The following is a 17,418-nucleotide window of genomic DNA, read 5'->3' on the forward strand; positions in this document are numbered from 1 at the left end:
TTATTATACCAATTCGCTTTATTAAGTGATCTATTTTGAGGGTGGAAAAACGTATTGATAGCCAGTCAAAAAATTCGCTATTTAGTTGTTCTAAATGATAATTTTTCAACACAGGTAGTGACACGTTTAGCCCCGCAAAATGATTAAGTATTATTGCGGATTGGTATTAATTTACTACCCATTCAAAAATGGGCAGTAATTACTATTTAAAGCTCTTTTTCTACTTCATCAAATAAAGCGGTAATGTTTTTCTCAGGCTCTTTTGTAACTAAGCTAACAACAACAATTGCGATGCTCGCTAAAATAAAGCCTGGTACTATTTCGTACATAAAGCTGCTTAAGCCTTCACCATTTATAGTAAATGGTCCATATATCCAAATTAGTACAGTAAACGCACCTACTAACATACCTGATAAGGCGCCAGCAAAATTCATACGTTTCCAATAAAGGCTAAACAATACAAGTGGTCCAAACGCAGCTCCAAAGCCAGCCCAGGCATTACTTACTAAATCTAATATAGAGCTATCTCTGTCGTAAGCCAAGTAAATAGCAAACATAGCAACTATGGCTACACTAATACGGCCAACAGCAACTAGTTCTTTATCGCTAGCATCTTTACGTAAGAATGTTTTATAGAAATCTTCTGTTAATGAGCTTGAACTAACAAGTAACTGTGAAGAAATTGTACTCATAATGGCAGCTAAAATTGCAGCTAATAAAAAGCCAGCAATAAGTGGGTGAAACAATAACTCAGAAAGAATTAAGAAAATCGTTTCAGGATCTTCAACTACAATATTATTCTCATAAGTATAAGCAGCACCAAATATACCAGTACCAACAGCACCAATGGCAGCAACAATCATCCATGTCATACCAATACGGCGTGCTTTAGGCATATCTTTAACACTACGTACTGACATAAAGCGAACAATGATATGTGGTTGGCCAAAATAACCTAAGCCCCAGGCCATTGCAGAAATAATACCTAATGCAGAGCCTGCACCAATCCAGTTAAGCATATCTGGGTTTACGCTATGCAGAGTTGACTCTAGGGGTTGTTCTAGTAAAGAGTATGCAACGGTAGGCACAAGAATAAGTGCAATGAACATAATACAACCTTGCACAAAGTCAGTTAAGCTAACCGCTAAAAAACCGCCAAACAAAGTGTATAAAACAACTACACCTGTCGTAATGTATAAACCCATTTCATAACTTAGACCAAATGAGCTTTCAAACAGCTTTCCGCCGGCTACAACACCTGATGACGTATAAAGGGTAAAGAAGACGATAATTACTATAGCTGATACAACACGTAATAAGTTTGACTTATCATTGAAGCGATTTGAAAAGTAATCTGGGATTGTTATAGAGTCATTTGCTTTTTCAGTGTACACACGTAATCTAGGGGCAACTAACAGGTAATTTAACCAAGCACCAATCACCAAGCCAATTGCTATCCATGTACTACTAAAACCAGTAACAAACATCGCACCAGGTAGGCCCATTAAAATCCAGCCACTCATATCCGATGCACCCGCAGACAGTGCAGCAACGCTTGGAGATAGATTTCGTCCACCTAACATGTAACCAGATACATCGTCAGTAGATTGCTTATATGCATATAGTCCGATACCCAACATTACAACAAAATATAATGCTAGTGAAATAATCATTCCTGTTTCCAAATTAGCCTCCGCATAATTATTAATAACAGGCTCTTAATCCGAATATTGACTCTTAAAATATTATAATAAAGACACTATTAGGATAAAAACCATTCTCGCTGACTATATCATGCTTAATAATAAAATCTCCAACTTGTTGCCCCCAGCTGATACAAAAATACTCATGTTGAATAATTTTAAAGCTAATTGGTAAAATATAATAAATTAAATACAAGAAACCCCTTAATTTATAATGATAATTTATTAATCATGCAAATATACGTAATGCTATTTTGAATCTTTTGCCATATATTATTACAATACCTAATTACATCACTCTTACGGAACTGTTTATGTATTTTTACGCTGCACGTCAACCGATTTTAGACAGAGATAAAAAGCTCATCGGATATGAGCTTTTATTTCGTGATGGCGTTGATAACGTATTTCCCGATATAGATGGTGACGAAGCAACAACACGACTTATTGAGGGAAGCCAGTTTAATTTTGGTTTAGAAGATTTAACCGATAATAAACCTGCCTATATAAATTTCACCCTAGAAACGCTGTCAAAGGGTTATCCTACTCTGCTAGGTAAAGATACTATAGTAGTAGAAATACTTGAAACGATTCAGCCTGGTAAGCGTTTATTAGCTATTGTTAAAGATTTAAAAGATAAAGGTTACACTATTGCTCTTGATGATTACATTCATCAACCTGTATGGCGTCATTTTTACCCGTTCATTGATATCATTAAAATAGACTTTTTAACATGCGATATAGATACAATAAAAACGGTTCTTAACGATTTAAAACCACACTCGCATATTAAGTTACTTGCCGAAAAAGTTGAAACCTACGAAATTTACCAACAAGCTTTAGAGCTTGGGTTTGATTATTTCCAAGGGTTTTTCTTCTCAAAACCTGAAATGGTACAAAGTAAGGCTTTACCGCCTTCAGAAATGGCATTAGCTGAATTACTCTACGAAACATCAAACATTGATATGGATCTTAAAAAAATCACTGACGTGTTTGAGCGTGATGTAAACCTATCTTATAAGTTACTCAGGTATTCAAATTCAGCAGCATTTACTAGGCGCGCTGAAATAAGGACAATTAAGCAAGCCCTTATAGTGCTTGGTGCCAATGAAATTAAAAAGCTATTGTCACTACTGTTTGCAGCACAAGTATCTGCAGATAAACCTGTAGAGCTAATTAGGCTATCGCTTACACGCGCTCGATTTGCTGAATTACTGGCTATATCCCACGGACAATTTAAAGACACTGGCATGGCGTTTTTAACCGGTATGATGTCTCTTATGGATGCAATTTTGGATGAGAGCATGGAAAGCGTCATGAAAAAACTTCCACTTTCTAATGATATAAAAGCAGCGCTATTAAACGACGAAGGCTTATTGGCAAAATACTTAAACTTAGTTAAGTATTATGAACAAGCAAATTGGTCTGCCGCAAACGAACTAACGAAAGAACTAAACCTAGTTGAAAAAGTTCCCGATGCCTATCATGAAGCACTAGCTTGGGTTAATGAACAAATGCAGTTAATAGTTAACGAAAAATAAATATCTAAACAGCAAACAATAACGCCAGCATTTAGCTGGCGTTTTTGTGAGTGGCTTTTCAATTATAAACTTTCTAAAAAGTCTTCATCAAAATCAGCTGGCTCTTCTTTAATTGGCGGGTTGCCGTCGTACAGTTCATAAATTTGACGCTGAAAGTAAATATCTTTTACAAATAAGTACGGATCAAGTGAATCATTTAATAACCCCTCTTGTGGGATTAATGATGCACGTGCCTCAACTGCTTTTAAAACAAACACTAGAATAGTTTGTGGAGTCGTTAGCGCAACTTCAGGTAATACAAAGTTGTCGACTACATCACCAGTCAGATTACGTGCTGTTGTAGGACCCATGCCTGGTAGCATTAAATAAGCGCCATCACCCACCCCCCATACACCCAACGTTTGTCCAAAGTCTTCATCTACAATTTCAAGGCCTAATGAGCTAGCAACATCAAAAATACCAAAAATACCAACTGTAGAGTTAACTAAAAATCGCGCTAAGCTCACACTTGCATTACCCGGCTTACCTTGCAAACCCGCATTAATCATATCGACAGGCGCTGTAATATTACCTGTAAAATTAACAATACCGTTTCTTACCGGTACAGGCGTTACTTCAACATAACCTACAGCAACGGGGCGCAATAAATAAGCATCCAATACATCCATATTAAAATCGTATAACGGACGATTAATACTTTGCAGCGGATCTCTGTCATCTACTTTGCTTTGTGGTACTTGAGCACACCCGGCTAGTATCAATAAACATAAAAAAGTAAAACTGTGTTTTAACATCTAACGTCCTTAAGGTATTAATGTATCAATTTGAAGTTGGTAGTCACTTACACTTTCACGCTTTAACGACTCTGAATGACCTTCTAGCTCACCAGAACTTGGCATAACAGAGTCATCTATAGAGATACGCGCTGAAATAATAATATTTTCTGCACTAGACAAGTTTAGCCCAGCAACCATTGCACTACTATCACTCAACTCAACTGTAATTGGAAATGAATATTTAGCGAGCTTAACAGCAGCTAGCGGCATTGGCGAACCACTTGCTGCTTTTGCAAATATAAACAAAATACCGTCTTTTGGCTGTTTATCTATAAGCTCTTTTGCAATGTCGACTGTAACTGCAATAGCACCCGTTGTATTAGTAACTGGCATAACAGAGCCTTCCGTTTGCATTTGCTGCTCAATATCACTAATACGCTCGGAAATCATGCTATAACGAGAATCATTTTTTTCCATACTGGCAAGTAAAACTTCAAATGCAGCTTTAGCTTGAGGCCAATCTTTACGTTCATAGGCAATAAGTGCTAATAACGAAATTGCATCTAAATTGGTAGGCTCAACTTTCAGTACTTTTGAGAGCATACCTGCCGCACGAGTCATATTAGCTTCGCTGCCTTCTAGTAATAAAACTTGGCTATAACTAATAAGTACCTGCATATTATCAGGATTCATACGTAGTGCTTTGTCAAATGACTGCTGCGCCATGTCAAATTCATTAAGCGACATAGCAACTCGCCCAAGTAGCATCCAAGCAACTTCATCATCGCCAGAACGACTAAGCTTAGTACGAAGCGCCAAAGCAAAAGCCTGCAGCTCATTTTGGCTAAGCGGCTCACCTTTTTGCATTACAGCCCGTTCACCATAATCAGCTAAATTATCCATTGCATCATGCCAAGCCGAAATTTGCTGCTGGCTACCCGTTAGACCATAAAAAACGCCTGTTAGAGCAAGAACAAAAGCACCACCAGTTAAAGCAAAAATACGATTATTACCTTTGCTGTTTAGTGATTTTTCTGGTGATAACTCATTCAATAAGCGACGTTTTAATTCAACAATTGATTCTGCATGACTTACGCCATCAATACGTTGATTATCTAAATCAGTTTGTAAATCAACTAAACGCTGCTCATAAATGCTAATTAGCTCAGCATTGGCATTATGAGTAATTGTTTGAACGCGCTCTTTTTTTAAAAAAGGCAACATCACAAATCCAAGAGCAACCAGTGTGAGTAAAGCAAAACACGCCCACATTAATATCATTTAACTTTGCTCCTGACGTTTATTTTGTTCAATTAGCTTAGCTAACAGCATTTCGTCGTCGCTGCTCCACGTTTGTTTTACTGATGCTTTTCGCTGGCGAATAACAATAAAACCAAAGCCGACTATTACAATTAATACAGGTAATACCCAAAGTACTAAAGTAGCGGGTGTAACGGGTGGGTCGTAATGAACAAAATAACCAAAGCGGTCTATCATGTAATCAATCACTTCGTCTTTGCTCTTACCTTCTTTCACCAATACGAGTACTTTATCGCGTAAATCTTTAGCAACAACGGCGTCTGAATCAGCAATATTCTGATTTTGACATTTAGGGCAACGTAGCTCTTTAGTTAGCTCTTCAAATAGTATTGCTTGTTTATTGTTATCAAATTGATAGCGATCTTGCTCTGCAAACGCACCCATGCTCACAAAAAGACTAAGTGTAAGTAGAAACCACTTCATTATTTAAGCTCCTGCATAATTGGGGCAAATTTAGCTCGCCATACTCGCTGGTTTATATCACCTGTATGGTGCAGTAAAATAGTGCCGTTTTTATCAACTAAAAATGTCTCAGGCGCACCCGAGACACCTAAATCCAACGACAAAGTACGGTGTAAGTCTAAAATATTAAATTGATATGGGTCGCCCGCACGTTGTAGCATATCAGTCACCTCTGTACGAAGTGATTGCATATTAAATGGGCCATCAAAGTCAGCGTCGTAACCTTGTACGTAATAAAGCCCAATAATTTTAACGCCTTGCTCACGTAATTTAGTTAAATAGCCAAGTTCAACTAAACATGTCGGGCACCAAGTACCCCACACATTTAATAAGTAAACTTCGCCTTTTAACGATTCGTTAGTCCACTCTTTATTGTCTTGCATCAAATCTGGTAAATTAAATGCGGGCATTTCTTGGCCTAACCGCCCCGTTTGAATTTCACGAGGGTTAGCAAAAAGTCCTTGGTATAAAAACACACAAACAAATGCAAATACTAAAAGCGGCGCGAGTGCTAAAATTTTACGGTTCATAAAACACTCTCCGGTGCATCTTTACGGGCTGTTTTAGCTGATGTACGGTAGCGTTTATCAAACAAAATCATGAAACCTGCAAATGACATAAGCACACCACCAATCCATATCCAGCGTACAAATGGTTTATGATAAATGCGAAGTGACCATGCATCACCACTTAACTGCTCACCTAACGCTAAATATAAATCACGTTTAAAACCGGCATCTATTGCTGCCTCAGTCATAAACTGCATACCTATATCATATTTACGTTTTTCAGCATGTAAGCGTGTTACCAGCTCATCGTTTTTAAGCACCGATACAACGCCCGCATGGCCGCTGTAGTTTGGTCCGCGAATAGTTTTAACACCATCAAAGCGATATTCATACTCATTAAGCTGTGCGGTTTCACCCGGTTTCATTGATACGTCACGCTCTACTGAATAAGCAGAGGTCAGTGTTACGCCCGCAATAATAAATGCAATACCAATATGCCCAAGCACCATCGCCCAGTAACTGACAGTAAAGCGTTTTAAACCTTCTTTTAATGTGCCGTGCACTGCGGCTTTGGTGTAAATATCAATCCCTGTTGATATTGCAATCCACACTGCAAGCGTTGTCGCTAATAATGTAAGAGGCTTTACTAAATCGTAACTTGAGAACAACCAAGCGCAGGTAATCACGACACTTGCTAATACACCCATTAATATTTTGTTTTTTAAGAAAGCCCATTTATTTTGCTTCCAACGTAAAAGTGGTCCTATTCCCATCAAAATAGCAAAAGGAACCAAAATTATTGCAAACATCTTATTAAAAAACGGTTCACCAATAGAAATACTACCCAGCCCCATTTCTTTATGAACCATTGGCAATAAAGTGCCTAACATAACAATTAATGTAGCAACGACTAAAAATATATTATTGAGCCATAACGCAACTTCGCGTGATACGAGCTTATATCGACCTTCACTGTGAACTTGCGACACACGCATTGCATATAATGCCAAGCCACCACCTACAACTACGCCTAAAAAGGCGAGTATAAATAAGCCTCTATCAGGGTCAGTCGCAAAAGCATGTACCGATACAATAATACCCGAACGTACAATAAACGTACCCAGCAAGCTTAAAGAGAATGCTGCAATCGCGAGTAACACTGTCCATGATTTAAATATACCGCGCTTTTCTGTCACACTTAATGAATGCAGTAATGCAGTTGCAACAAGCCAAGGCATAAGCGCTGCATTCTCTACAGGATCCCAAAACCACCAGCCGCCCCAGCCTAGTTCTGAATACGCCCACCAGCTACCAATAGTAAGACCTAAACCTAAGAATCCCCATGCTGTCATCGTCCACGGGCGTGACCATTTAGCCCATGTATTATCAAGTTTACCGGTTAATAATGCAGCTATAGCAAAAGAGAAAGCAACCGAAAGCCCTACATAACCCATGTACAATAATGGTGGATGAATAATCATTCCAGGATCTTGAAGCAGCGGATTCAAATCTCGCCCTTCTACTGGAAAATAAGGAAGTAGACGCTCAAATGGGCTTGAAAGCAGCAAGGTGTACATCATAAAACCTACACCTAAAAAGCCAAGCACACCCAATACGCGAGCACGTAGTACCCAAGGTAATGATTTAGAACGCGCTGCAACAGCAGCAGTCCAACCCGCCTGCATAACTAGCCACAATAAAATAGCACCTTCATGACCGCCCCACGTAGAGGTGATTTTATAGTACCAAGGCAGCGTACTACTTGAATGATACGCTACGTAAGATACGGTAAAGTCGTCAGTTAAACTCGCATAAATAAGGGCAGCAAAAGAGATTAGTACAAAGGCAAACTGTCCTATTGCTAAAGATGGAGCCGCACGCATTAATCGAAGATTACCGGTATGCGCGCCCCAAAGAGGAAAAATACACAGTAAAACGCTTAGCACCATGGCAAGCGTTAAAGAAAAATAACCAATTTCTGGGATCATAGCTAATTACCACTATCTAAGTTGTATTTTGGTTTTTCGTGTTTAATACCTTTAACTGCCTCTGCAACTTCTGCTGGCATGTATTCTTCGTCATGCTTTGCAAGTACTTCAAATGCTTCAATAACATTAGGTTCTATTAATACACCTTGCGCTACAATGCCTTGCCCCTCACGAAACAAGTCTGGCAATATGCCTTGATAACGCACGGTAACTAATGGACCTGTATCAATTAACTTAAAGCTTACTTGCAAGCTTTGTTCATTTCGCTCAACTGTACCAGGTACAACCATACCGCCAATACGTAACTTTTGGCCTATGTGTGGTTTTTCTTTGTTAGGACCTTTACCATCAATAAGCTCGCTTGGCGTATAAAATAAGTTTATATTTTCTTGAAGTGCATAAAGCACTAAACCAATCGATCCACCAATACCAAACAGTACGGCAATAATTACCAATAGGCGCTTTTTACGTCTTGGATTCATGATACTTGTTCCTGTTTAGCTTTTTTAATTCGCGCTTCACGTATTATTTGTTGCTCTACTGAAGCCATAATACGTTTAGTATCTCTTAAAGAGTTCACTAAAATACCGAGTAAAATAAGTGCGCATGTACCAAAAGAAAGCCATACATAAAACCCATAGCCTCCCATTGCAATAAAATCAGAAAAAGAGTCAAACTGCATAATTACCTCTTATTTAACAACGTACGCACCCACGGTCGGTGCTTTTCGCGTTGCAAAATTTCATTTTTAAGACGAATCAAAGTCACTGTGCCTACAAAAGCAGCAAAGGCTAAAATATTAACCATAAGAGGCCAAAACATACTTGGGTCTATTGCTTTGGTGTCTAGTTTTGTAATGCTTGCACCTTGGTGTAACGTATTCCACCACTCAACAGAGTAATGAATAATAGGTAAATTAATTACGCCAACAATCGCCAAAATAGAAGCCGCACGCCCTGCTGACTTTTTATCTTCAAACGCATGGTAAAGCGAAAGCACCCCAAGATATAAAAATAATAAAATAAGTTCAGACGTTAAACGTGCATCCCACACCCACCAAGCACCCCACATAGGTTTACCCCATGCAGCGCCAGTAATAAGCGCAATAGCAGTAATGCATGCACCAACAGGGGCTATAGCAATAACAGCAAGTTCAGCATTTCGTAGTTGCCATACAAGTGCAACAATGGCGGCAATTGCCATTGAGGAGTAAGCGCCCATAGATAAAATGGCAGAAGGAACATGAATAAAAATGATACGGTAGCTGTCTTTTTGTTGGTAATCGGCAGGTGCAAAACCAAGCCCCCATACCCATCCAACAATCATACTAACCACGGTAACTACGGCAAAATAAGGCAGTAACGTATTGCATAACTGATATGCACGCTCTGCTTTAGCATAGGGATGTAACCACTTCCACATTAACTTACACTCACTTTTAAAGCTGACGATATGGCAATTGGTGCACTAATAATAGCAATAAGCAACATTGCACCAAGGATGGCAAGCTGCCCACTATAATCCAGCGACATTGTGCTGGTATCGATAGCTGACGTTGCAAAAATCAAAACAGGAATATACAAAGGCAGTACGAGTAAACTCATCAAAATACCCCCTTTTTGTAGCCCCACAGTAAGCCCAGCGCCAATTGCGCCAATAAAGCTCAATAGTGGTGTGCCTAATAATAATGTTAAAACGGTCGCAGTTAGCGCCGTACTTTCTAGGTTTAATAGCAATGCAAACAGCGGCGTCATTAATACAAGCGGAAGGCCTGTTACTACCCAATGTGCAGTAACCTTTGCGAGTACGGTTAACGATAACGGATAAGACGATGCAATTAACTGCTCCAATGAGCCATCATTAAAATCATCTCTAAACAGCTTATCCAATCCCAACATGGTAGAAAGCAATGCGGCGACCCAAATAATACCTGGCGCCATTCTTGCCAATAGACCGGGCTCAGGCCCTATTGCTAACGGGAATAATGAAATTACAATTAAGAAAAACAAAATAGGATTTACTATTTCGGCGCGCTGGCGAAACGCAAGTTTTACATCTTTGGTAAATACCGCACTAAATAGCAACCAATAAGAATGTTGACGAGTCATTAGTGGCGATACTCCAATGTAACCGTTTGCAAGTTACTAAAATGGGTCGTTAAATCTTGGTGGGTCGTTAATAAAATAGCACCACCGCTTTGTAAGTGTTCAGTAAATCGCTGCTGTAAAAAAGCAACGCCGCTTTTATCAAGCGCGGTAAATGGCTCATCAAGTACCCATAACTTAGCATCACTTAACCAAAGCCTTACCAAAGCTACACGTCGTTGTTGCCCAGCAGATAGCATCCTAACCGGTACATCTTCAAGCCCAACAAGGCCAAGTTGCGCTAGAATGGCATATAAGTCAGGCTCGTTTATGTAGCCATTAATTTGTAACCAATGGCGAACATTTTCAACTGCACTAAGCTGAGTATTTACACCTGTTTTATGGCCTATAAAGAGTAGTTCTCTGGCATACTCTTCGTAGTACTTAGATATGGGCTGTTCTTGAAATAAAACAGCACCTTCATCAGGCACAGAGAAGCCTGCGATAATACGCAATAGCGATGTTTTACCAGCCCCATTAGGACCCGCTAATTGCATGATTTGACCGCTATTAAGGCTAAAATTAAGATCCGCAAACAAACAACGATCTTGCTTGATGCAGGTGACGGACTTAATGTGTAACAAGATGACGATTCTCTCTGCCAAAAATTAGGCGTTAGTCTACCATAATGATAGGGTAATACGAATATTGCTTTAAAATCGACTCACTTAAAATAGAGAAAACTTGATTTAAAATAATGAATACGCCAACGCAAATAACATTATCTAATTCATTGGTTATCAATCAGTCAACGACTCCCCAACCCAATGAGTTATCACAATTACCTAATGAGGTACTTGCGGCTAAAAACATTCAATTTTCGAAAGACTCGATTACGCTTGATGTATTGATTGATAAGCATTGGCAAACATTAAGGCTTGGCACTGCAAGCACACCTCAAAATTTACAAAAAATAGCCAGTGCTAACATACAGCTCAACCCCGATGGCAAACAGCTCAACATCACGCCAAACACTACTACCCTGACTTTAAATCAACCAGTACAATTACAGCGTTTATTAAATTATGTAAGCACGGGCACTGAGGTACAAAGCAAACCACTGGATGTACAAGTCGTTGTATCCCCAACTCCCAAATTAGTAATTGATAAGCTCAACGCCAGTATTGCCATAAATAAAGACGTAGCGCAGTTACTTTTAACCGAGCAGCCTTTAAAAGTAGTTGTTAGCACCACTAATAAAGGCACACAGCTTAATGTTATTAGTCGCTTTGCAGATACAGTTCATACGCAACCACTTAGCCAAACTAAACTTACTAAATTACTCGTGGCTTTATTACCTAGTGCGCAACTGAAAGCAACGCCTAAGCTCGCTATTTTAACTCATCCTCAAAAGCCAGGTTCGTTTACAACGCCTATTACTAATCAACAAGTTAGTGAACTACCCAACACGCCTATTAAAGTAAATTTAATAAATCAGGCAGATAAATTACTTATTCAAACCGATGCTAACAATATAAAAGTGACGCTTAATAACTCATTTTCTAAACCATTTAACGAGTTACTTATAGCGCAAAAAAGCAATGCACCGGCAGTGCCATCGTCTGTTTCTAATGTAAAAGTAAACCCATTATTGACCCCAGATAGTCCAATAAAATCGTGGCTACAAAATAGCTTTAGTGATTTAAAAACGCGAATTAATGATGCGGTTAAATACTTTGAAAATAAGCCCTTTGCAGCAGCAAATAAACCTGAGCTAACACCACCATCTGTATTGTCTGCAATACAAAGGCCAGGCTTAATTGTACAAGTAACAGAATCACCGCTAACTAGAGTTAACATTACCCAACATGTAAGTACTGCGTTGAATAGCAATACGAGTAATATTTTACCAGAGCACTTTTCAAGACTCCCACCACTTGTACAATTAACTCAGCAAATAAAAGGAAGTGTTAGTGTTTGGCAATCACCTTCAAACACAGCAACAACCAACACGCCAATAACAAATAATATTACGCAAAGTGAAGTGGCGAGCGCTAAGCCAAGTAACCCAAACGCGAGTCAATTGAGTGCTCTGAGTATTAGTACCAACAGTAAAGTTGATACGTTAATTAAGCCTACAAGTGAAATTGTTACTAAAGGGCAAACAACTTCTTCAGTGCAACAAGTAATAAACGGCAACAATCAAAACAGTGTAAACTCTGCCGGTATTAAAAACACGATCCCATTAGCAGAGCCGTTATCTAATATTGCCTCTCGTAGTCAAATGCTACAACCAATAGAAGCAAAGCTATTAAGCACATTATTAAAGCTTCCTGATACCACAATCCCTACGGATAGAGTGGCTGGTAACAAACAGCTTTTAAGTAGTCAAATTACTGACATTACAAATAGAGCAACAAAAGATACGCCCGATTTAACTCGCTTAGTTAACCAAGCATTTAATCGCATGGTCTCAAGTAATAATATTAACCCTGCGACCATACAGCGTGAAGTGTTAGCCACCTTACAACCATCCCAATTAACAGGTGATATACTACAAAGTAGCTTCACTAAAGGACTTGAACAAGTTGCAGTGAGTATTTTAGCAGCCCCTATAATTAGCCAATCAGTAACACCAATAAGCTTTAATAACCAAACTGGCTTAGATGCACTTTTACAAGTTCTCATACCTACTTTTAAGACCGGTAACGCGGGAGCAAAAATACTTGAGCAACTGCAGCAAGCTCAAGTTCAAGCATTAGCTAGCGAAATCGTACAAGTTAAAAACACACTTACCCAAGTAAGTGTTTCAACACCAAATCAGCAACCTGACACAAACCCGCTTGCACAGTTTTTATTACCAATGAAATTGCCGCCGGAGACCGCCCAAACAGAAATAACACTGGGGCAATATAAAAAGCAAAGCGCAGATAAATTAGAAGATAAAAATGTATGGTTTGTCAGGTTAAACTTTGATTATGCACAGATTGGGCAGTTACAAATTACCGCTGAGTTAATGGATAAAGCGCTTGATTGCCAGCTATTAGCCTCGAGCCAAGAAATAAGCGCAATTGCTCACCCTCACTTAGATAATTTAAGATCCAAACTAGCTAAACATGGTTTACAAGTTGGAGAGCTCAACTTAAAGCGAGGCGATGCAAATAATCAGGCATTTTATAAATCTCATGCAATTATTAATATTAAGGTTTAGCTATGAGTGATACACCTATTAATAAGTCAGCCATTGGGCTTTTATATGAAGCTGGCAATACACCCACTGTAAGTGTAAAAGGGTTTGGCGAATTAGCTGACGAAATAATTGCGGCGGCAAAACTCAAAGGAATTATGATTCACGAAGATGCTGAACTTGCTAAAACGTTGTCTCATTTGAGCTTAGGGGAGGAAATTCCTAAAGAACTTTATTATGTAATTGCAGAACTCATTGCATTTTCATATGTATTAAGAGGTCAGTTTCCGCCAGGCTGGCAAGACTTTCAAGGTAAGTTAAATATTAAAGCATGAGCTTATTTATGCACTTGTAAACACAAAGGCGCTAAGCGCCTTTTTGCTTATGTAATGAAAATAGTAATTCTGCTTCTGCTCGCGGTAATTCGCATTCGCGTATCACCTCATCAAGATCGGCACCTAATTCAACCATTTTTACTGCACGAGAGTAAATTTTAGCATCAGGGTCATCGTATTTTTGCGCAGCTTGTTGTTGAACCAAATCTTGATTTTGTTGTTCAACCTCAAGCACTCGCTTACCAATACTTAAGAGCCCTGTTCTAAGCTCTGAAATCTCACTTCGCAAAATATGAGTTTGCTCTGAGCTATCTTTGAGCTGTTGCGACACTGCATTAACTTCATTCGCTTGTTTATTTTTTAATGCAATAATTAACGCCAGCGATATGAGTCCTATCGCTAACGCTGATATAGCTATACTAAGTAACAGCATAATTTATTTGGTAAAGCTTATATATCGCTTAACTCATCCCATTCGTCATCACTGAGTAACTTATTTAAATCAACCAAAATCAGTAATTCATTATCACGATTACAAACGCCTTGAATAAACTTAGCACTTTCTTCAGTACCAACATTTGGTGCACTATCGATTTCAGAGCTGCGTAAATAAACCACTTCAGATACGCTGTCAGCTAAGATGCCGATAACTTGCTCTTCAGCTTCAATAATTAAGATACGAGAATTATCGGTTGCATCAGCAGCTAACAAACCAAAACGTGCACGAGTATCTATAACCGTTACAACGTTACCGCGTAAGTTAATAATACCAATAACGTAAGAAGGAGCACCTGGTACAGGGGCTATCTCAGTGTAACGAAGTATTTCTTGTACTTGCATTACATTTACGCCGTAGGTTTCTTCTTCTAGCTTAAACGTAACCCACTGTAAAATTTCATCATTATTATCTGCGTTTTTATTTGCTGACAGTAATTTATCTTGATTCATGCTATTACCCCGTAATGGTCATTACTACTGACGGCTATCTAAGCCTTTCTCTAATAATATATTTAAATTATCTACGTCTATTAAAGCACACATTTTTTCTTTTATAACACCAGCAAGCCATGGGCGCTTACTTTTATTTGTACGCCATTTTACATCTTCTTTACTCAATGTAATGTTATTTATCAACTTTTCAGCTAATAAGCCCCACTGGCTATCACCTAAGGTAATTAAATACTGATAATCTAAAGACGCTTCTAATTTATCATCATACTTTTCTGGCATTACCCACCGAGCAGTATCAACAACATTAAGCTTTTCTTCTCTATTGAGCATAACGCCTTTAAACCACTTTGGCTTACCAAACAAATGATTAACTTCACCTAATTGATGTATACCGCCTAATGCTTTTAAGGGTACAGCCAATGTTAAACCAGCAACTTCAAAAAATAATGCCTGAAATTCACCATCAAAATAGTCAGATTGGCTAGTGGTTACAATCTGTGGCTCTGGTTCTTCAATAGTCGTACTTATTGGCTCTATTACTTCATCATCAATGGCTTTATTAACTTTTCCGGCTTCAATAATCGGTTCAACTATTGGCTTAATTTCGGCATTAAGTAAATCTTGATCAAATATTTTTTCTGCCGCTTTTATCTGTTCTTTAGGTTTTAAATGAATATGTTCTTGCTGCGAGTCGTGCGGCATTTGCTCGAGTAATTTTGCAACTGGCTCAAGGCTATCTACAGGCTCGTCTTCACATAACAAAGCCCCTAGGTATTGTTTCATTACTTTTTCATTAGCAAATAATTGCTTACTCATTCATTAACCTTGTTCAATTAAATATTCTAGCAGTGCTTTATATGCGTATACACCACGCGAACGAGGGCAATACTCTACAGGCACTTTTTGCGCAAAGCTTGCATCTCTAAATTTAGTATCCACCGGTATTACACCTGGCCAGACTTTATCACCATACGTACTTTGCAGTGTTTTATATGCTTCTAACGATGCTTTAGTACGTTTATCATACATAGTAGGGATTATAGTATATTGATAATCTTTCGCTTGAGAGGTTTGCATTAATTCCATAGTGCGCATCATTCTATCAAGCCCTTTAAGTGCTAAAAACTCCGTTTGCACTGGCACTAAAATTCGCTCACTTGCTGCAAGCGCATTAACCATTAACACCCCTAAAACGGGAGGGCAATCTAAAATTGCATAATCGTAATGTTCACTGATTTTTGCAAGTGCTTTTTTTAGTATTAATCCCATTCCTGTTTTATTACCCATACTTCTATCAAGCGTGGCTATTGCCATTGTTGCGGGTAAAATATCCAGGTTTTCAAGCGTTGATGGACATAGAGCTTGAAGTATCTCTTCACTTTGCATGCTTGTGCCACGAGCAAAAATATCGTACACACTCACTTCTAAATCTTCTGAGTCAATGCCAAAGTAATAAGTGAGTGATGCATGAGGGTCTGTATCTATAAGCAACACACGCTTACCCTGCAAAGCTAAAATACCGGCAAGGCTCACTGCAGTTGTTGTTTTCCCAACACCACCTTTTTGATTTGCGACAGTCCAAATCTTCACATTACATCCTAATTACTGTTCATTGCGCGTTGTTATGCGAATACCACCATGAGGCAAACGAATTATTTTTATTGTATCGTCATCTGAAGGGAGCTCAATTTCAGGCTTTGCCACTACTGGTTTATTAACTTGTTCATCACCTTTAATGTCTTGTATTGGTGGTAAACCATACTTAGAAAGTGCAATAACAACTTTACGATTTTCTGCTCGCCCTTGTTCTGTATCGTTACTTACAAAAGGTGAATATTGACCATAACCTTCTATCGCCATTCTGGCAGAATTGATACCTAATGCTTCTAGTTCTACTAGGATAGACGTTGCTCTAGCAACCGAGAGTTCCCAATTTGAGCGAAATATCTCGTTGCGAATACTTTCATCATCAGTATAGCCACGCACCCTAATATAGTTATCTACTGGAGCAATAATATCTTTAACAATTTTGACGACTTGCTTTGCTCTCGAGTGTGCAACTGAGCTACCACTTGAAAATAACATACCAGAGCTGAGCTCTATAATCAGCCAATCTTGATTCAGCTCTAAGCTGGCTTCTCCGTCACGAATTTCATCAATAAGCGCTGACTGCAGCTTAGCAAGTAAGCTATCGAGTGGTTTTCCTAAATATTTCTGTTGTATGTTACTTGTATCACTTTGACCGTCGAGTAACTCTGGACCTTGTTCTTCTTTTAAAATACTTTCACCATAAAGAACTTCTTGTTCTGGGCTAACTCTATCTGTCAATATTCCATTACCATTGACGCCCTCACCTTGCTGGGAGTGCTGGCGGGCAGATTTATCAAAAACGTGTTCAAGGGAGTCTGACAATATTTGAAATTGTTCTTCTTTGTTAATCGCTATTGCATACAGCACCACGAAAAAAGCAAACATAATCGTCATGTAGTCGGCATACGATACAAGCCAACGTTCTGTATGCTGACTTTTAGTATCAGAGTGACGAAGTCGTCGGCGTAACAT

The 17,418-nt window shown here is 38.8% G+C and carries 19 protein-coding genes; 3 read left to right on the forward strand and 16 right to left on the reverse strand.

Translation table 11 applies throughout. The annotated features are described in order from the left end of the window. Window positions 1–206 precede the first annotated feature (206 nt). Window positions 207–1,685, reverse strand: a complete 1,479-nt coding sequence (putP, locus tag WNY98_RS12525) for a sodium/proline symporter PutP (RefSeq protein WP_076923495.1) — start codon at window positions 1,683–1,685, stop codon at window positions 207–209. 332 nt (window positions 1,686–2,017) lie between these two features. Here putP and WNY98_RS12530 point away from each other — a divergent pair, with 332 nt between their 5' ends. Further along, on the forward strand, window positions 2,018–3,244 hold the full coding sequence (locus tag WNY98_RS12530) for an HDOD domain-containing protein (RefSeq protein WP_342878049.1): 1,227 nt from the start codon (window positions 2,018–2,020) through the stop codon (window positions 3,242–3,244). 62 nt (window positions 3,245–3,306) lie between these two features. Here the strand turns inward: WNY98_RS12530 and WNY98_RS12535 are convergent, their stop codons facing one another. Genes WNY98_RS12535 through ccmA form a run of 10 tightly spaced genes read right to left on the reverse strand, consistent with a single transcriptional unit; the run spans window position 3,307 to window position 11,027 of the window. Next, the gene (locus tag WNY98_RS12535) at window positions 3,307–4,038 is read right to left on the reverse strand and encodes a VacJ family lipoprotein (protein ID WP_007585858.1); all 732 of its coding nucleotides are present in this window, start codon (window positions 4,036–4,038) and stop codon (window positions 3,307–3,309) included. A gap of 9 nt (window positions 4,039–4,047) precedes the next feature. Beyond that, window positions 4,048–5,301, reverse strand: a complete 1,254-nt coding sequence (gene ccmI, locus WNY98_RS12540) for a c-type cytochrome biogenesis protein CcmI (RefSeq protein ID WP_024599188.1) — start codon at window positions 5,299–5,301, stop codon at window positions 4,048–4,050. Further along, window positions 5,302–5,763 carry a cytochrome c-type biogenesis protein gene (locus tag WNY98_RS12545; RefSeq protein ID WP_024599189.1) on the reverse strand — a complete coding sequence of 154 codons (462 nt, stop codon included), beginning with the start codon at window positions 5,761–5,763 and terminating at the stop codon, window positions 5,302–5,304. After that, window positions 5,763–6,332, reverse strand: coding sequence for a redoxin family protein (locus tag WNY98_RS12550; protein ID WP_342878050.1), 570 nt, complete (start codon window positions 6,330–6,332; stop codon window positions 5,763–5,765). Before WNY98_RS12550 ends, WNY98_RS12545 begins: the two co-directional genes overlap by 1 nt. Continuing rightward, the gene (locus WNY98_RS12555; RefSeq protein WP_342878051.1) at window positions 6,329–8,299 is read right to left on the reverse strand and encodes a heme lyase CcmF/NrfE family subunit; all 1,971 of its coding nucleotides are present in this window, start codon (window positions 8,297–8,299) and stop codon (window positions 6,329–6,331) included. The genes WNY98_RS12550 and WNY98_RS12555 overlap by 4 nt, the downstream gene beginning before the upstream one ends. Window positions 8,300–8,301: 2 nt before the next feature. After that, window positions 8,302–8,781, reverse strand: a complete 480-nt coding sequence (gene ccmE / locus WNY98_RS12560; RefSeq protein ID WP_024599192.1) for a cytochrome c maturation protein CcmE — start codon at window positions 8,779–8,781, stop codon at window positions 8,302–8,304. Next, window positions 8,778–8,981, reverse strand: coding sequence for a heme exporter protein CcmD (ccmD, locus tag WNY98_RS12565; protein ID WP_149614289.1), 204 nt, complete (start codon window positions 8,979–8,981; stop codon window positions 8,778–8,780). The genes ccmE and ccmD overlap by 4 nt, the downstream gene beginning before the upstream one ends. 2 nt (window positions 8,982–8,983) lie before the next feature. After that, the gene (locus tag WNY98_RS12570) at window positions 8,984–9,721 is read right to left on the reverse strand and encodes a heme ABC transporter permease (protein ID WP_342878052.1); all 738 of its coding nucleotides are present in this window, start codon (window positions 9,719–9,721) and stop codon (window positions 8,984–8,986) included. After that, window positions 9,721–10,407: a heme exporter protein CcmB gene (ccmB, locus tag WNY98_RS12575; RefSeq protein WP_024599195.1), complete on the reverse strand. Its 687-nt coding sequence runs from the start codon at window positions 10,405–10,407 to the stop codon at window positions 9,721–9,723. The genes WNY98_RS12570 and ccmB overlap by 1 nt, the downstream gene beginning before the upstream one ends. Then, complete coding sequence (gene ccmA / locus WNY98_RS12580) at window positions 10,407–11,027, reverse strand: cytochrome c biogenesis heme-transporting ATPase CcmA (protein WP_076915766.1); 621 nt, start codon at window positions 11,025–11,027, stop codon at window positions 10,407–10,409. Before ccmA ends, ccmB begins: the two co-directional genes overlap by 1 nt. Before the next feature lie 113 nt (window positions 11,028–11,140). Between ccmA and WNY98_RS12585 the strand changes: the two genes are divergently transcribed. Beyond that, window positions 11,141–13,594 (forward strand): flagellar hook-length control protein FliK, encoded by a 2,454-nt coding sequence (locus tag WNY98_RS12585; protein WP_342878053.1) that lies wholly within the window; start codon window positions 11,141–11,143, stop codon window positions 13,592–13,594. 2 nt (window positions 13,595–13,596) lie between these two features. Beyond that, window positions 13,597–13,905: an EscU/YscU/HrcU family type III secretion system export apparatus switch protein gene (locus WNY98_RS12590; RefSeq protein ID WP_076923499.1), complete on the forward strand. Its 309-nt coding sequence runs from the start codon at window positions 13,597–13,599 to the stop codon at window positions 13,903–13,905. 31 nt (window positions 13,906–13,936) lie between these two features. Here the strand turns inward: WNY98_RS12590 and WNY98_RS12595 are convergent, their stop codons facing one another. The 5 genes from WNY98_RS12595 to WNY98_RS12615 are packed head-to-tail and all read right to left on the reverse strand — an operon-like array spanning window position 13,937 to window position 17,418. Further along, entirely contained in the window at window positions 13,937–14,338 is a 402-nt protein-coding gene (locus WNY98_RS12595; protein ID WP_076923500.1) for a DUF2802 domain-containing protein, read from the reverse strand. A 17-nt stretch (window positions 14,339–14,355) separates the two neighbouring features. Beyond that, the gene (locus tag WNY98_RS12600) at window positions 14,356–14,853 is read right to left on the reverse strand and encodes a chemotaxis protein CheW (RefSeq protein WP_002959294.1); all 498 of its coding nucleotides are present in this window, start codon (window positions 14,851–14,853) and stop codon (window positions 14,356–14,358) included. A 24-nt stretch (window positions 14,854–14,877) separates the two neighbouring features. Beyond that, a complete protein-coding gene (locus WNY98_RS12605; RefSeq protein WP_342878054.1) occupies window positions 14,878–15,672 on the reverse strand; it encodes a chemotaxis protein CheW in 795 nt (264 codons plus the stop codon). Between the two features lie 3 nt (window positions 15,673–15,675). After that, entirely contained in the window at window positions 15,676–16,446 is a 771-nt protein-coding gene (locus WNY98_RS12610; protein ID WP_007585827.1) for a ParA family protein, read from the reverse strand. Window positions 16,447–16,458: 12 nt separating this feature from the next. Continuing rightward, on the reverse strand, window positions 16,459–17,418 hold the full coding sequence (locus WNY98_RS12615; RefSeq protein ID WP_197185694.1) for a flagellar motor protein MotB: 960 nt from the start codon (window positions 17,416–17,418) through the stop codon (window positions 16,459–16,461).

Origin of the sequence: Pseudoalteromonas sp. AS71, assembly GCF_038900275.1 — a bacterium.
Lineage (GTDB): Bacteria > Pseudomonadota > Gammaproteobacteria > Enterobacterales > Alteromonadaceae > Pseudoalteromonas.

Bases quoted from the DNA above. Each gene is read 5' to 3' on its own strand.
- WNY98_RS12530 (WP_342878049.1), top strand. From the start codon at position 2,018: ATGTATTTTTACGCTGCACGTCAACCGATTTTAGACAGAGATAAAAAG.
- WNY98_RS12535 (WP_007585858.1), bottom strand. From the start codon at position 4,038: ATGTTAAAACACAGTTTTACTTTTTTATGTTTATTGATACTAGCCGGG.
- ccmI (WP_024599188.1), bottom strand. From the start codon at position 5,301: ATGATATTAATGTGGGCGTGTTTTGCTTTACTCACACTGGTTGCTCTT.
- WNY98_RS12545 (WP_024599189.1), bottom strand. From the start codon at position 5,763: ATGAAGTGGTTTCTACTTACACTTAGTCTTTTTGTGAGCATGGGTGCG.
- WNY98_RS12550 (WP_342878050.1), bottom strand. From the start codon at position 6,332: ATGAACCGTAAAATTTTAGCACTCGCGCCGCTTTTAGTATTTGCATTT.
- WNY98_RS12555 (WP_342878051.1), bottom strand. From the start codon at position 8,299: ATGATCCCAGAAATTGGTTATTTTTCTTTAACGCTTGCCATGGTGCTA.
- ccmE (WP_024599192.1), bottom strand. From the start codon at position 8,781: ATGAATCCAAGACGTAAAAAGCGCCTATTGGTAATTATTGCCGTACTG.
- ccmD (WP_149614289.1), bottom strand. From the start codon at position 8,981: ATGCAGTTTGACTCTTTTTCTGATTTTATTGCAATGGGAGGCTATGGG.
- WNY98_RS12570 (WP_342878052.1), bottom strand. From the start codon at position 9,721: ATGTGGAAGTGGTTACATCCCTATGCTAAAGCAGAGCGTGCATATCAG.
- ccmB (WP_024599195.1), bottom strand. From the start codon at position 10,407: ATGACTCGTCAACATTCTTATTGGTTGCTATTTAGTGCGGTATTTACC.
- WNY98_RS12585 (WP_342878053.1), top strand. From the start codon at position 11,141: ATGAATACGCCAACGCAAATAACATTATCTAATTCATTGGTTATCAAT.
- WNY98_RS12590 (WP_076923499.1), top strand. From the start codon at position 13,597: ATGAGTGATACACCTATTAATAAGTCAGCCATTGGGCTTTTATATGAA.
- WNY98_RS12595 (WP_076923500.1), bottom strand. From the start codon at position 14,338: ATGCTGTTACTTAGTATAGCTATATCAGCGTTAGCGATAGGACTCATA.
- WNY98_RS12600 (WP_002959294.1), bottom strand. From the start codon at position 14,853: ATGAATCAAGATAAATTACTGTCAGCAAATAAAAACGCAGATAATAAT.
- WNY98_RS12605 (WP_342878054.1), bottom strand. From the start codon at position 15,672: ATGAGTAAGCAATTATTTGCTAATGAAAAAGTAATGAAACAATACCTA.
- WNY98_RS12615 (WP_197185694.1), bottom strand. From the start codon at position 17,418: ATGTTACGCCGACGACTTCGTCACTCTGATACTAAAAGTCAGCATACA.